General features: G+C 70.6%; 12 protein-coding genes and 1 pseudogene. 8 read left to right on the forward strand and 5 right to left on the reverse strand.

Translation table 11 applies throughout. The features are described from left to right. Nucleotides 1-103 precede the first annotated feature (103 nt). The 3 genes from ACFVFH_RS19610 (at nucleotide 104) to ACFVFH_RS19620 (ending at nucleotide 4,136) form a co-directional block, all read left to right on the forward strand. Entirely contained in the window at nucleotides 104-823 is a 720-nt protein-coding gene (locus tag ACFVFH_RS19610) for a hypothetical protein (RefSeq protein WP_383770090.1), read from the forward strand. Between the two features lie 92 nt (nucleotides 824-915). Further along, nucleotides 916-2,763: an FG-GAP-like repeat-containing protein gene (locus ACFVFH_RS19615; RefSeq protein ID WP_383770093.1), complete on the forward strand. Its 1,848-nt coding sequence runs from the start codon at nucleotides 916-918 to the stop codon at nucleotides 2,761-2,763. 497 nt (nucleotides 2,764-3,260) lie between these two features. Next, nucleotides 3,261-4,136, forward strand: coding sequence for an ion transporter (locus ACFVFH_RS19620; RefSeq protein ID WP_383770096.1), 876 nt, complete (start codon nucleotides 3,261-3,263; stop codon nucleotides 4,134-4,136). 16 nt (nucleotides 4,137-4,152) lie between these two features. On the opposite strand, the gene ACFVFH_RS19625 is transcribed toward ACFVFH_RS19620, so the two are convergent. Next, nucleotides 4,153-4,419 carry a GlsB/YeaQ/YmgE family stress response membrane protein gene (locus ACFVFH_RS19625; RefSeq protein WP_383770101.1) on the reverse strand — a complete coding sequence of 89 codons (267 nt, stop codon included), beginning with the start codon at nucleotides 4,417-4,419 and terminating at the stop codon, nucleotides 4,153-4,155. Nucleotides 4,420-4,708: 289 nt separating this feature from the next. On the opposite strand from ACFVFH_RS19625, the pseudogene ACFVFH_RS19630 reads away from it, so the two are divergent. The 3 genes and pseudogenes from ACFVFH_RS19630 to ACFVFH_RS19640 form a co-directional block, all read left to right on the forward strand. Continuing rightward, nucleotides 4,709-5,275, forward strand: a pseudogene (locus ACFVFH_RS19630) (TerD family protein); the annotation flags it as partial. Between the two features lie 758 nt (nucleotides 5,276-6,033). Next, a complete protein-coding gene (locus tag ACFVFH_RS19635) occupies nucleotides 6,034-6,399 on the forward strand; it encodes an ArsR/SmtB family transcription factor (protein WP_383770104.1) in 366 nt (121 codons plus the stop codon). 150 nt (nucleotides 6,400-6,549) lie between these two features. Continuing rightward, on the forward strand, nucleotides 6,550-7,134 hold the full coding sequence (locus ACFVFH_RS19640) for a TerD family protein (RefSeq protein WP_383770107.1): 585 nt from the start codon (nucleotides 6,550-6,552) through the stop codon (nucleotides 7,132-7,134). 177 nt (nucleotides 7,135-7,311) lie between these two features. Here ACFVFH_RS19640 and ACFVFH_RS19645 read toward each other — a convergent pair whose 3' ends face one another. Further along, on the reverse strand, nucleotides 7,312-8,949 hold the full coding sequence (locus ACFVFH_RS19645) for an LCP family protein (RefSeq protein WP_383770110.1): 1,638 nt from the start codon (nucleotides 8,947-8,949) through the stop codon (nucleotides 7,312-7,314). A gap of 147 nt (nucleotides 8,950-9,096) precedes the next feature. Here ACFVFH_RS19645 and tatA point away from each other — a divergent pair, with 147 nt between their 5' ends. Continuing rightward, nucleotides 9,097-9,390, forward strand: a complete 294-nt coding sequence (gene tatA / locus ACFVFH_RS19650) for a Sec-independent protein translocase subunit TatA (protein WP_383770113.1) — start codon at nucleotides 9,097-9,099, stop codon at nucleotides 9,388-9,390. Between the two features lie 17 nt (nucleotides 9,391-9,407). Here tatA and ACFVFH_RS19655 read toward each other — a convergent pair whose 3' ends face one another. The 3 genes from ACFVFH_RS19655 to ACFVFH_RS19665 all read right to left on the reverse strand — a co-directional run bounded on the left by ACFVFH_RS19655 (nucleotide 9,408) and on the right by ACFVFH_RS19665 (nucleotide 11,328). Next, nucleotides 9,408-9,638: a hypothetical protein gene (locus ACFVFH_RS19655; protein ID WP_383770116.1), complete on the reverse strand. Its 231-nt coding sequence runs from the start codon at nucleotides 9,636-9,638 to the stop codon at nucleotides 9,408-9,410. A 197-nt stretch (nucleotides 9,639-9,835) separates the two neighbouring features. Continuing rightward, nucleotides 9,836-10,324 (reverse strand): sec-independent translocase, encoded by a 489-nt coding sequence (locus tag ACFVFH_RS19660; protein ID WP_383770119.1) that lies wholly within the window; start codon nucleotides 10,322-10,324, stop codon nucleotides 9,836-9,838. 113 nt (nucleotides 10,325-10,437) lie between these two features. Continuing rightward, complete coding sequence (locus ACFVFH_RS19665) at nucleotides 10,438-11,328, reverse strand: S1 family peptidase (RefSeq protein ID WP_383770122.1); 891 nt, start codon at nucleotides 11,326-11,328, stop codon at nucleotides 10,438-10,440. A gap of 452 nt (nucleotides 11,329-11,780) precedes the next feature. On the opposite strand from ACFVFH_RS19665, the gene ACFVFH_RS19670 reads away from it, so the two are divergent. Continuing rightward, complete coding sequence (locus ACFVFH_RS19670; protein WP_383770125.1) at nucleotides 11,781-12,371, forward strand: TlpA family protein disulfide reductase; 591 nt, start codon at nucleotides 11,781-11,783, stop codon at nucleotides 12,369-12,371. The last annotated feature ends 9 nt before the right edge of the window (nucleotides 12,372-12,380 follow it).

The raw sequence follows: 12,380 nt of genomic DNA on the forward strand, positions 1-12,380 counted from the left end.
GCACGGAGGCGATTGAGCCTCGGCAATAACGCGTGATAAACCACCAGTGCACTGAGCTCCTGACGCATTGTTCTCCCCATCCAGAACAGATGAGGTTTCCGCGATGTACACCCAAGAACACACCGCGATGTCGAATTTGGTGGTCGGCGGACCGGTGGCGGTGAACAGCTATGACAACGCCATCGTGGCAGCACTGCTCGAAAATCGGCCGGTGATGCTCGTCCATGCTTTCAACGGCGGCTATCTGCGGCCCGCGGAGCTGAAGGAGGAGAGCCACGACAAGGGGGTCAAGCTGGCCACCGCGCTCGACCCGGCCACCAAGGAGGCGCAGGGCCACCTCTGGTACATCACCCCCGGCGGCTTCTTCGGGCAGCGGCCGCTGTACTTCATCGAGAGCGCCGCGGGCCAGGTGTCGCCCCGGCCGGCCGGCCCGGCCGAAGCCGCGGCCGGGCGCGGCGACGACGGCACGCCCAAGCCGCGGCGCAGGCGTATCGCCGCGCACCAGGAGGCCCCCCGGAGCACCGCCGACACCGTCCAGGTCGGGCTCCCCGACAAGGTCGGTGAGAAGTGGCGCGGCAAGAACGGCGCGCCCGAGGACACCCAGCTCTGGGTCGTCACCGTGACGCCCTGGGGCGGGATCACCTTCGTCCCGATCACCCACCCCGACGCCATCCTCGGGTTCAAGGACCACGCGGTGACCGCCGACAGCGAGGTGCGCCTCACCTACAACTGGGGCGGGGACTTCACCGGGACGGTCATCAACACCTTCTACCCCCGGCTGCCCAGCGAGTGGAACGTGCCGTACCACCACGTCTTCACGTGACCCCCCGGTTTCACGTGCCCCCGGTCCCGCCACCGCCGCACCGGAACCGTCCCGAGCCACCGCCCGTACCGCCGCCTGGAAGAGGCACCACGATGCCCGTGCCCACGGAAGAACTGAAGCTGGAGATCGTCAACGCCGCCACGGGGGAGAGACTCGGCGCCAAGCCCGCGCCCAGCGCAGACGGGACGCTGGTCGTCCGCGCCTTCCCCGATGACGGCCCGAGCCCGGACCTGTGGCAGTTCACTCCCGTACCGGCCGCTTCGGGCGGACACGAGGAGGACGACCAGGCGTATGTCGTCCGCAACACCATCAGCGGCAAGGTGCTCGACAACCCGACCGCCGCCGACCGGGGCGTACGCCAGTGGGACGCCGGAAGCGGCAAGAAGGGGCAGCAGTGGCATCTCGTCCCCGTCGAGGGCGAGGTGGGCCTCTACGTCATCGAGGGCGTGGCCGACGGCACCGTACTCGATCTGTCGTCCGACCCCGGCGAGGACGGCACCCGGGTCGTCCTGCGCGAGCACGACGACGGCGCGGAGAGCCAGCGGTGGCGGTTCGTACCGGCCGAACCCGAGCGCACCAGCGACCCCGTACTGCGCTGGGCGCCGCTGAGCCACTGGAACAGCCGGCAGTCCTGGAGGCTGGGCCCGTCGGCCGCGCTGCGGCCCGCGCCCGACGCGACGCCCTCCTTCAGCGATCTGCTGCTGGTCCTCGAAGGGTACGGAAGCAACCAGGACTCCGGCGGGTGGAAGAGCGACGCGGTCACCCCTCCGCCCGGCGGACAACCGACCTGGTGGGCCGGGCCCGGGGCACGTTTCCTCGCCGACGTCGCGGGGGCCGGACGGGCGGACATCGTGGGGATCAGGCCCACGAAGGGGGCCGTGACGTCGGCCGGCAGGGGCGACGGGACGTTCGACGAGGAGAGCCCGCTGCACCAGGGGGCGACCGCGCCCGACCCGGCGGACCTGTGGTCCTTCGTGGACCTGACGGGCAACGGCCGGCCCGACCTCGTCGTCCTGTGCACCGGCGGTGTCCGGGTGTCCGCCCAGGGCGAGGACGGGACGTTCGCACCCGCAGGCGGCGAGCTGGCCCTCAAGGCGTTCGGACACGGCAAGCAGGCCGGCGAGTGGGCTGCCGCCAAGCACCCGCGCTTTCTCGCCGACACCACCGGTGACGGGCGGCTCGATCTCGTCGGCTGCCACGACGACGGCGTCTGGGTATCGCTCCAGGACGAGGAGGGAAAGTTCGCGCCGCTCGGCGACGAACCAGCGCTCCGTGCGTTCGGGCACGACGAGAAGGCCGGTGGCTGGCTCGTCGACAGGCATCCGCGTTTCCTCGCCGACACCACCGGTGACGGGCGGCTCGATCTCGTCGGCTGCCACGACGACGGCGTCTGGGTATCGCTCCAGGACGAGGACGGAGCGTTCGCCGAACCCCTGTACGCCCGCGACGACTTCGGGGTCGATCAGGGGTGGAGCTCGACCGAGGAGCACCCCCGGTTCCTGACCAGGACCACCGGTGGCGGAGCGGTGGACATCGTCGGTTTCGGACCGCAGGGCGTCGTCGTCTCGCACGGGCGCGGTGACGGTACGTTCGCACCCTCGAAGCTCGTTCTGAACGACTTCGGATCGGCCCAGGGGTGGACGAGCCGGAAGCACCTCAGGCTGCTCACCGACGTCACCGGCGACGGCAACCCCGACATCGTCGGCTTCGGCGACGAGGGTGTCTGGGTGGCGCACAGCCTCGGCGACGGCCGGTTCGAGCAGGCCCGACTCGTCTGCCGCGGCTTCGGGTACGGGGAGGACGCGGGCGCCTGGCGGGTCGACCGCCATCCACGCTTCCTCGCCGACATCACCGGTGAGGGACGCGTCGACATCGTCGGCTTCGGCGGACCGGGCGTGTACGTGGCCCGGAACCTCTTCCGCCGCTTCAGGACCCGATAGCCCTCGGGGACTCGCCGGCCGTGTCCGTACCGGCCTGCGGTGGCCAGGGCGAGCAGGGAGGCCCGGGGGCTTCGCGTTCGAGCGGCCTCCGGGCACGCGGCGTTGCCCCGGCCGCGGCTGCCGGGTCCCTTCCGTGCGCGCCGTTGCCCAGGAGCGAGACTTCAGGCGTTCCGCGTGATCGCTCCGTCCGGGATCCGCTCTCCGACGGGGTGGTGTGAGGACCCCACCGTGGTGGTCCGGCGAACGTGGCCGCTCCAGGCGGCCAGCCGTGCTGTCACCCAGCAAAGGTGCCGGGTCGACGCCTGAGTGGGATCGCTCCGAGATCTTCTCCACGCCGGCCCCACGGAGGCGCAGGCCGTGGTGCCGCTGCGACCTGCTGCTTGTTCGCGCGGGGGTGTGCGGCGCCGGGCAGGCGGAGGAGGTGAGGGGGCGGCCGTACGCCTTAAGATCCACTTCGGCGGATGATCGGAAAAGGTCTGCGAAGGATGGGGTCAGGGATGTCGGACCGGACCGGTCGGTTACGGGGTGCCGTGGCGGGCGGCAGTCGGCGGATCGTGGACTCTTCGGCGTTCGGGGCCGTGGTCTTCTGCCTCATCGTGGGCAACGCGGCCCTGCTCGGGGCCGAGACCTATACCGGTGCCGTGCATGACTGGCATGGTCCACTCAAGCTGGCGGAGCACCTGTTCCTCGCGGCGTTCACCGTGGAGATCCTGCTCCGCGTCGCGGCGTACGCCGACCGGCCCGGGGACTTCTTCCGTGACCCGTGGAACGTGTTCGACCTCGTGGTGGTCGCGCTGGCGTTCATGCCTTTCGCGCGCGAGAACGCCACCGTGCTGCGCCTGCTGCGGCTGGCGCGTGTGGTGCGCGCGGCGCGCTTTCTGCCGCAGTTGCGGATCGTCATCGTGGCCGTGGGCAAGAGCCTGCCGGGCACCGTGAGTTTCGTGCTGGTCGGGGCGCTCCTGCTCTACATCTACGCCATGGTCGGCTGGGTGTTCTTCTCCTCGGCCGACCCGGAGCACTACGGTTCGCTCGGCCGGGCGGTGCTCACCCTCTTCCTCCTGATCACCCTCGACGGCCTCGGCGATGCGGTACGGGCCGGCCTGGAGGTCTCCCGCTGGACCATCGTCTACTTCGCCTCCTTCGTCCTGCTCGGCTCGTTCCTCCTGGTGAACCTGCTGATCGGGGTGGTCATCAACTCGCTCCAGGAAGCGCGCGAGTTGGAGACCGGGCGGAGTGACGAGGTCCCGGCGCCCCGGGGTGCCGGGGCGGGCGCGGAGGTCGGCTCGGAGGCCGAACTGCGGGAGCGGCTGGCCGCCGCGCGCCGGGCCCTGGACGACATCGAAGCGGGGCTCTCGCGCCACAGCCACCTGTAGCCGCGGCCGGGGCCGGTCAGTCCCGGGAGTTGCCGAACAGCAGGCGGTACGCGATGAGCAGGACGAGGGAGCCACCGATCGCCGCGCCCCAGGTGGGCAGGTCGAAGAACTGCTTCTCCACCGGGCGGTCCAGGAACCGGGCGGAGATCCAGCCGCCCACGAAGGCGCCCGTGATGCCGATGAGCGTCGTGCCGATCAGGCCTCCCGGATCGCGGCCGGGAAGAAGGATCTTGGCGATCGCGCCGGCGAGGAGGCCGAGGATGATCCAGCTGATGATGCCCATGTCGTTCTCTCCTTGTCCGGCCGTGTCCGGGAGCGTCTCCGGTTCGGGTGGCCGTCGTGTGTTGCTCGGTTGCGCAAGCTATGGGAATTTCTAGGACGCGGGCGCGGTGCCGGTGGTTGCGCGTCCCGTCGACGGGCGGGGTGTCGGCGAGGGAATCGTCACTTAATATATTGCGCAACTGTGGAACTCAAGGTCTCCGGAACACGTTTGAGTGCGATGTGTGACGCGCGATGAGCGATGCGCGGCATGCGTCGAACGACGAACGCCGGAGCGGCTGCGGAGGAAGTTCATGGGTGTGCCCCTGACCAAGGGCGGAAACGTCTCATTGAGCAAACAGGCCCCCGGCCTGGCTGCCGTGACGGTCGGGCTGGGATGGCAGGTGGCGGCCGGGTGCGAGCTGGATGCCAGTGCGCTGCTGTGCGACCGGGCGGGCAGGGTCCTGTCCGACCAGCACTTCGTCTTCTTCAACAACCTGAGCAGCCCGGACGGTTCGGTCCGCCATTCCGGAAGCGGAGGGGACGCGGGAGGGGGCTCGGGAACCGAGGAACAGATCGTTGTCGATCTCGCCAGGGTTCCGGCCGAGGTCGCGAAGATCGTCTTCCCGGTGTCCATCTACGAGGCCGCGGCCCGGGGTCAGGACTTCGGGCGGTTGCGCGGTGCTCACATCCGGGTGACCGACCGGGAAGGGGGCGTCGAGCTCGCGCGCTACGACATGGCGGCCGGGAGTCTGTCGGCGGAGACCGCGATGGTCTTCGGCGAGTTGTACCGGCACAGCGCGGAGTGGAAGTTCCGCGCGGTGGGGCAGGGATACGACTCCGGGCTCGCGGGCATCGCCACCGACTACGGCGTCGATGTCCTGCGCGAGGCGCCGGAGGCACCGTCCACCGCTCCTGCCTCGGACGGCGGAGGAACGAGCACGTACGCGCCGCCCGCGCCGACCCTGCCTCCTCCTCCGCCGACGCCTGCGCCGACCCCGCCTCCTGTACCGACACCCACGCCGACCCTCGTCGTGCCGCAGCCGTCGATGGCCGTCGATCCACCACCACCGACAGGGAGTTCTCCCATGACCTGCTTCTTCGACCCCGGCCACGGCCCCGGCACGACACCCGTGACGTGGTCCCCGCAGTGGGGCGTGCCCCGGCAGATCCAGGTGTGCGGCGGCTGCGCCCAGCGGGTGCAGACCACGCCTCCGCCGTACTACACACCGCCCCAGCCCGGATATCCGCAGGCCGGTCAGCCGCAGGCCGGATACCCGCAAGCCGGGTATCCGCAGCAGCCGCAGCAGGGGTATCCGCAGGACCCGCAGGGCGGCCGCAGATTCGGTACGGGGGCGCTCATCGGCGCCGGTGCGGCCGGGCTGGTCGGAGGCGCGCTGCTCAACGAGGCATTCAGCGACGACGAACCGGATGTGATCGTGAACAACTATTACGAGGACTGAACGGACCGAGAGGACTGGACGGAGCGAGCGGGCTGAGTGGGCCGAGCGGGCTGAGTGGGCCGGCTGACGGTTCCGCCTCGCGCCCGCCCGGCCTGGAAGCGCACGGGCGCCCGGCGCCGGACACCTAGACTGGGCCGGCGCACGGGACGGTGTGCAGGACGGGACGGGAGCGGGTTGTGGCGGCAGACGTTGGTGACCCGGAGGACCCGCCCGCCGAGGTACTGGCCGAGGCAGCCGCCGCGTTCGGGTTGCTGGCGTCCTCGGCGCGGCTGCACATCATGTGGGCGCTGGCCCAGGGCGAGAGCGATGTCACCCATCTCGCGGACCGGGTGGGCGGGGCCCTGCCCGCGGTCAGCCAGCACCTGACGAAGCTGAGGCTCGCCGGTCTCGTACGCTCCCGCCGCGACGGCCGGCGCCAGGTCTACTACGTCGACGATCCCGATGTCGTGACCGTCGTCCGGCTCATGGTCGGCCAGTTGGCCGCACGTGCCGAGACGGCGTCGTCGGTGCCGGTGCGCCGACTGCGCGGGGCCGGTGCCTGACGGCTCCGGGATCGGCGACGGGTCCGCGGCCCTGTGGGCCGGGCGGGCCGGGATGCGAATTCCGGTGTGACGAGGACGGGTGTGAAGCACCATGAAGGGCCCAGGCACACTCTAGGTGTCGTGCCCGTCGTCAAAAAGGATGATTCATACATGATTACGCTCACGAAGGAAGATGGACCGGCGGACCTGGATGGAGTGACCCATCTGTCCATCGGAGTGTCCTGGGACCCCACCGCAGGCAGCAGCGGCGGGGTGATGGGGATACTCCGCCGCAAGTCCGGTACCGACCTCGATCTGATCGCCATCGCGATGCAGGGCGGGGACCCGGTGCGTCTCGCCGGCCTCGACTCCCTGGACCCGATGGGCAACGGCTCGCTGGTGCACAGCGGCGACAACCAGACCGGACGCGGCGACGGGGACGACGAGACGGTGACCGTCGAGTTCGCACGGATCCCGTCCCACATCACGTCGATCGTGTTCGTCGCCGCCGCCTACAAGAAGGGGAGTTCCTTCCAGAAGGCGCGCAACATCAGCTTCAAGGTGTACGACGCGACCGGTGGCAGCACCCAGCAGGTCGCCGACATCTGGCCGAGCCTGCTCACCCAGGACAACGGGTGCGCCGTGGCCAAGGCCGTGCGCGTGGGCAGCAGCTGGAAGCTCGAAGTGATCAATACGACCGGGAAGATCAAGCAGGGCAGCGAGCATGCCCTGATGCGCTTCGCCGTCAGCAAGTAGCGGGCAGCGGCCTGCCCCGCGCCGGGGCGCGGCCCGCCCCCCTGTCGGGCGGAGGCCCGCCCCCTCGCCGGACCGACCCGCCGAACCGATCCGCCGGACCGATCCTCCGACCTGTCTCTGGGGGCCTGCCCAGGGGCAGGTCGGAGGATCGGTCCGGTTGTTGGTTGTCGGGTTGTCCTAGCCGTACGACAGGTTGGAGCACAGGTCGTCATCGGCCGAGCGGGCGTCGTCCGCCACGGTCTTGGGCACCGCTGCCCCCGGGCCCTCGGACCCCTTGGCCGAGGAGACCTCGGCCGTGTACGACCGGCCCAGGACCACGCTGACGCCCTCGCCGGACGCCGACTCCAACCGGGCGCCGGGGAAGAGTCCGGCGACGTTCTCGGCCCGGCTCCGCTGCCCCGGTCCGTACTCGATGATGGTGTCGGCGTGGTCCTGGGTGCTCGCGTTCGCCGTGCCGGTGACGGTGAAACCGTGGTCGGTGAGCGCGGTCGCGGCACGGGCGGCGAGCCCCTTGGTGGTGGTGCCGTTGTAGACGGCGACGGCGATGCCGTCCCCGGAGACGGGCGCGTCGGAGGCCGGCGGGGCGGAGGCCGTCGCCCCGCCCTTCTTTCCGCCCTTTCCGTCGGCGTCCTTCCCGGCGGCGCCTTTACCGTCGGCGTCCTTCCCGCTGGCGTCCTTGCCGTCGATGGTCCGGTCGGCCTTCAGCGCGGCCCAGAGCTCGTCGGCGTCCGGCTGGACGATCGCCACCCGGGCGCCCTCGTACCGCCAGGGGATGGTGACGAACTTGGTGTTGTGCAGGTCGATGTCGCGCAGGGCCATCGTGAAGGAGATCAGTTTGTCGGCCGAGCCTAGGCCGGGGTCGACCGTCATCGACCGGGTGGCGGCGTCGGCGAGCGGCAGCAGCTTGGTGGGAGTGAGGCCGTCGCTCTTCACCCGTGCGATCAGGCTGGCCACGAAGGCCTGTTGGCGCTTGATGCGGCCTATGTCGGAGCCGTCGCCGATGCCGTGCCGGATGCGTACGTAGTCCAGGGCCTTCTGACCGGCGACCGTCTGCTCGCCCTTGTGGAAGAGGAGCTTTCCGCGAGTGGTGCGGTTGGGGTTGAGGTCCTGCTGGTGGATGTCCTGCGGCAGACACACCTTCACACCGCCGACCACGTCCGTCAGCGCGGCGAAGCCCTTGAAGTCGACGACCACCGTGTGGTCCACGCGCAGCCCGGTGAGTTCCTCGACGGTGTTCTGGGTGCAGGCGGGGCTGCCCTTGGCCGTCTGCCCCACGGAGTAGGCCGCGTTGAACATGGTGTTGGTCCGCGTCTTGGTCCAGGTGCCGTCCGGCAGCTTGCAGGGCGGGATGGTGACCAGGGTGTCGCGCGGGATGGACACGGCGACGGCGTGCCGGTGGTCGGCGTAGACGTGCAGCAGGAACGCGGTGTCGGAACGGCCGATGTCGCCCTTGTCCCCACCGCCCAGCGCGCTGTTGCCGCCGGTGCGCGCGTCCGATCCGATGACGAGGACGTTCTCGCCCTTCGCCGCTGCGGGGCGGTCCCCGGAGATGCCGTCGGCGCTGAATGTGTCGATGTTGCCGTTCAGTTCGAGAAAGATCCAGCCGAGCCCGGCCGCGCCGAGCACGAGTATGGACAGGGCTATGGCGAGGGCTATGCGCAGCCGACTGCGTTTGCGCCGCCGTCCCGCGCGAGCGTTGCGTTGCCCCGCGGGGGCGTTGCGCCGGCCCGCGCGTCCGTTGCGCCGTCCGCTCTCGCGCGGCGCCGGTGCCGTGCGCCCGCGCTGCGGTGGAGCTGCCTGGTGGCTGGTTGTCATGTGTACGCCCTCATCCGTCTGCCTCATACGAAGGGGACGTCTGGCCCCACTGCAAGGTTGTACAGTTGCGCAATGTAGCAAGCGTTACAGGTGGTGCGGTGCGCCCGGTACCCACCTCTGCCGGATGAAGAGAATGGGGTGGGCGGGATGCTCCGCAACGGACTGGAACCCTGGCACCTGCTGATCGTCGCGATCGTGGTGATCGTGCTGTTCGGCTCGAAGAAGCTGCCGGAGGCCGCGAGGTCCCTGGGCAAGTCGATGCGCATCCTCAAGAGCGAGGCCAAGGCCATGAAGCAGGACGGCGCCGCGGAGTCCGCTCCCGCTCCTGCTTCCGCTCCCGCCGAGGACGACCCGGTACGGGAGGCGCCGCGGACCATCCGGGCGGCGCCGGGCGACGTCGCGTCGGCCCGTTCCGTCGCGGAGAACGACGCCGCCCGCTGAGTCGCGCGCGGCCCCCCTCAGGGGCTGGCCCCGTCGAAGCCGTACCGCAGTGGCTCGCTCTTCACGCGCAGGTCGCGGCGGTAGATGTGCAGCGCCTCCGCGCGCATCTCGTTCGACGGGGCTTCCAGCTCGCAGGGGCAGGTCACCTGGATCGTTCGCGGCCGGTCGGCGACCCGCATCCGCAGGCCGTCCGCGGGGCCGCCGAAAAGTACCGCTGCTTCCCATGTCGCCCGGTCTCCTGTGTCCATGACGACAGTTTAATCATTGCGCAACTTTTAAAGTGACGTGATGTGAGTCACGCCGTGCGTGGAGCCTCGTGGTCGCATGTGTGGAGTCCTGTGGTCGCGTGCGGGGCGCCCCGTCGCGCCCCGTCGCGCCCCGTCGCGCCTGGTCACGCTCGTGGCGCCGCATCGCGTCCCATCGCGCCTCGTCGTGCTTCATGGCGTCATGTGGCGTCGAAGTGGTCGATCGGCGCTCGGGGGGTCGCATCCGACCTGGGCTCCTTCCTCAGGTCCACCCGCGTTGGCGCGGCCGTGCGCTCGGTGACCGCTTCTCCTGTCGAGCGGAGCGCGTCGACGGCGGCCGCCAACTCCTCCCTCGGGTCCAGGGCGTTGCGGATCTCCTCCAGCTCGACGCCGAGCCCGAGGCCCGATCCGGGCCCCGGGCTCTCGCTGTCACCGCCGCTGCCGTTGCCGCTGTCGAGTACGTGCTTGCGTACGAATGTCTTCGGATCCAGGTCCTCGAACTCGAAGTCGGCGAACTCCGGGCCCAGTTCGGAGCGGATCTCCTGTTTCGCGCTGTCGGAGAACTCGCGGAACTTCCGGAGCAGCGACGCCGCGTTCTGGATGAACTCGGGCAGCTTGTCCGGCCCGAACAGGAGGATGGCGAGCACCGCCAGTGTCACCAGTTCCAGGGGGCCCACATCGGAGAACATCCGGCACCTCTCGCCTTCGCGGTCGTGCGACCGGTCGCCACCGGGGCGGCCCCGGTGTCAACACTTTAGAGGTTGCGCAAGCAGAATGACTATCGAGCTCGGGTCCGATGGGCTCAGTGGGTCCGATGGGTCCAGTGGGTCCGATCGGTCCTGATGGTCTTGTCGATCCAGCCCGCGTAGGCGGGCGCGCTGGTGTAGAGGCCGGGGCCCTGCGAGCACGGCACGCCCGGGGCGCCGGGCCCCGAGGTGACGCCGATCAACTCCCAGCGGCCGCCCCGGCCCTTCACGATCTGCGGCCCGCCGGAGTCCCCGAAGCAGGCCATGGCCTCGGGCACGGTGGTGAGGGTGCACAGCCGGGTGCGGTCCGCGTAGCCGGGCGCGCACTCGGACTCGGCGCCCCTGCGGGTGTTCAGCTCCTGGAGCCGGTCGGGGAACGCGAACTCGGTGTCGACGGTGGTGCCGAAGCCCAGCAGCCGGGTCGGCGTGCCGGGCTTGCCGGCCCGCTGGGCGATCTCGATGGGCTTCTGGGAGACGGGGCGGTCCAGGCGTATCAGCGCGATGTCGTGCTTGTTGGCGGCCTTGTCGGCACCGTTGACGTAACCGGGGTGGACGAACGCCCGGTCGATCTTCCGGACGGTGCCGCCGGACTTGCGGTGGGCGCTGCCGACGCGCACGATGCCGTCCAGTTCGAGGCCGTCGCCCTTCACGCAGTGGGCCGCCGTCAGCACCCACCGCCGGTCGATCAGCGATGCCCCGCAGTTTCCGTCGTACAGACCTTGCGTGGGGGCCGACTCCGGGATGGTCGCCATGAACGGGTAGCTCTCGGTGGAGTCCGATCCGTTGACGATGGCTCCGGCGCTGCCGGTCATGACGGTGGCGCAGGCCGCGGCGGCGAGTACACCGATGACCGCGGTGCGGGCGGTTCGGACGGTGCGGGCCGCGCGGCGCGGCGGCTTGGAAGGGGACACGGTGGGGTTCCTCTTGCTCGGTGGATCCGTACGCATGGATCCTCGCGATCCGGGCAGTGCAGGACCATCCGGGCACCAGGCCGGTCGACGCTGGAGCCACCCCCCGGCCCGTACGGGGGAGGGCGCGCGGACCGGAGCGCGGCCGTCCGCGGAAGGCGCACGGGCCGGAGCGTGGCCATCCGCGCAGGCGCGGGCAGGGGCGCGCGGAATGGTGTGCGGACGCGGGCAGGTAAGGGGGCTGTTCGTCGGGGGAGTTGGGGGTGGGCGTACCGTTCTGACTGACCAGCAAGAAACGTTGTTCAGTACGCACGGGGGTGTTTCCGCGTTCCCGCGTGTCGCGTCCGCATCGCACCGCGGGTCCCGGAGCCTTCTGGGAGCGCCGGGCGTCGCCGCACGGGTGACCGGGGTGCGACGGCGTGCCGCGGGGGGCGGGCCCCCGGCCCGGACACCGGGTGGCGCGTGACCACCGCCGCCCCGAAGGACCCCCCATGAAACGCCCGCTTGTTCCCTTCCTGGCCGCCCTGGCCTTCGCCGTCGTACTCATCGGCGTCCTCGTGATCAGTGGAAACGACCCCGGTACGCCCCGGGGCTATCACCGCAGCAAGGACGGCACGCTCCTGATAGACGTGGCGAACCGTCCCGCCGCGCCGGACTTCACCGGGTTCGACGTCGACGGGCGCCCGCTGCGCCTCTCCGACTACGCGGGCAAGACCGTCGTGGTCAACGCGTGGGCCTCCTGGTGCGAGTCCTGCCGCAAGGAGACGCCGGTGATGGTGAGCTTCCACCGGAGGATGAAGGAGCAGGACGTCGTGGTCCTGGGACTGAACCGGGACGGGTCGCCCGGCGCGGCGCGTGGTTTCGCCGAGAAGTTCCAGATGCCGTACCCGAGCATTCTCGACCCGCGCGGTAAGCAGCTCCTCAACCTGCCCAAGGGGCTGCTGACCACGCAGGGGCTGCCCGTGACCCTGATCGTGGACGAGCGTGGCCGGATCGCCTCGACCGCGTCCGCCGCCCTCGGCGCGGGCCGACTGGACGAGCTGGTCGGCGCCGCGCGGGCCGGATACCCCACCAGGCGCTGACCCGCCCCG

The sequence above is a fragment of the Streptomyces sp. NPDC057697 genome (genome assembly GCF_042799335.1).
In the GTDB taxonomy this organism is placed as follows: Bacteria; Actinomycetota; Actinomycetes; order Streptomycetales; family Streptomycetaceae; genus Streptomyces.